The sequence below is a fragment of the Blastomonas sp. genome, from assembly GCF_041747255.1.
Lineage (GTDB): Bacteria > Pseudomonadota > Alphaproteobacteria > Sphingomonadales > Sphingomonadaceae > Blastomonas.
This window is the reverse complement of sequence record NZ_JBGTFM010000355.1, coordinates 1-1,740: the sequence shown is the minus strand read 5'-3', so window position 1 is coordinate 1,740 and position 1,740 is coordinate 1. Positions and strand designations below refer to the sequence as shown.

Sequence of the window (1,740 nt, the reverse complement as noted above, 5' to 3'; positions counted from 1 at the left end):
CGTCAACACCGACGACGGCTGGTGGCTGCTGCGGGCATCGAACACGCAGGATGTGCTCGTCGCTCGCGCCGAGGCAAAGAGTGAAGAAGGCCTTGCACGGCTGATGACGCAGATCGATGAGCAACTGGCCGCATCAGGGCTTGTTCGAGGTGAGGCGGCGGGTCATTGAGCAACGCGGCGTCCAGGCTCGATGACTTCAGGCACCGCCGCACCATATTGGTGACCGGCGGCGCAGGCTATATCGGCAGCCATGCCGTGCTCGCGCTGCGCGATGCCGGCTGGCAGGTTGCGGTGATCGACAATCTGACCACCGGCTTTCGCTGGGCTGTTCCTGATGATGTCGCGTTTTTTGAAGGCGACATCGCCGATGGCCCGTTGCTGGCGCGGATTATCAGCGACCAGAGCATTGGCGCAATCCTGCACTTTGCAGGCTCAATTATTGTCCCCGAATCGGTCAGCGATCCACTGAAATACTACGCCAACAATACGGTCAAGAGCCGCGCGCTGATCGAAGCAGCGGTCACCGGTGGTGTGAAGCATTACATCTTCTCATCAACCGCAGCGACCTATGGCACGCCCGCTACCGACGGCCCGATCATGGAATCTGCGCCGCAAGTTCCGATCAATCCTTATGGCACATCCAAGTTGATGACCGAGTGGATGCTGCGCGATGTCGCAGCCGCGTATGACTTCAATTATTGCGCGCTGCGCTATTTCAATGTCGCAGGTGCCGATCCGCGCGCGCGCACCGGCCAGTCCACCGCAGGAGCGACCCATCTGATCAAGGTCGCGGTCGAAGCGGCGCTGGGCAAGCGCGATCACGTTGCAGTGTTCGGCACAGATTTCGATACGCCCGACGGCACCGGGGTGCGCGATTACATTCATGTCAGCGATCTGGCCCACGCGCATGTGCTCGCGCTTGAACATCTGATATCCGACCCGGCAAGCTCGCACACGCTCAACTGCGGCTATGGTCATGGCTATTCGGTGCTCGAAGTGCTCAATGCGGTCGACCGGGTTACAAACCTGAAGATCGAGCGAAAGGTCGCCGGCCGCCGCGCCGGTGACCCGGCCGCTTTGACTGCTGACAGCAATGCGATTCGTAGTCGCTTTGGCTGGACCCCGCAGCATGATGATCTTGAGATGATTGTGCGCCACGCGCTCGCCTGGGAACGCAAGCTCATGGACGTGAAACGATGAAATTGACCACACGCTATGTGGCAAAGCCTTGGGGTCGACGCGTGTTGCCGCATCCGTTTGTCAATCCGGGAACCGAACAGATTGGCGAACTCTGGTTTGAGCCTGAGACCGGCCCAGCGCTGCCGCTGATGGTCAAGTTTCTTTTCACCAGCGAGAAGCTGTCGATCCAGGTTCACCCGAGCGATGCGCAGGCGCATGCCCGGGGGCTGGTCAGCGGCAAAGAGGAATGCTGGCTGGTGCTGGATGCAGAGCCTGGCGCGGTGCTGGGCATCGGCACCACATGTGCCCTGTCCGGTGAGGAACTGAGCGCCGCCGCGCTGAGCGGCGAGATCGAGGCGCTGATGGACTGGAAGCCAGTGCAGGCCGGAGACTTTTACTACATTCCCGCCGGCACGGTGCATGCCATCGGTGCGGGCGTCAGCCTTGTCGAAATCCAACAGAATGCAGACATCACATACCGGTTGTATGATGACGGTCGCCCACGCGAACTGCATCTGAATGATGGCGTCTCAGTCTCGCAGGCTGTTCCTTATGCAGACC

2 protein-coding genes and 1 pseudogene are annotated in these 1,740 nt (G+C 60.5%); all 3 read left to right on the top strand.

Annotation, left to right across the window (positions count from 1 at the left end):
- A pseudogene (locus tag ACEW8G_RS12155) lies at positions 1-169 on the top strand (phosphomannomutase); the annotation flags it as partial.
- Positions 166-1,200 (top strand): UDP-glucose 4-epimerase GalE, encoded by a 1,035-nt coding sequence (gene galE / locus ACEW8G_RS12150; RefSeq protein ID WP_373488681.1) that lies wholly within the window; start codon positions 166-168, stop codon positions 1,198-1,200. The pseudogene ACEW8G_RS12155 and the gene galE, both read left to right, overlap by 4 nt.
- A partial coding sequence (locus ACEW8G_RS12145) for a class I mannose-6-phosphate isomerase (protein WP_373488680.1) occupies positions 1,197-1,740 on the top strand: 544 nt, incomplete at its 3' end. The genes galE and ACEW8G_RS12145, both read left to right, overlap by 4 nt.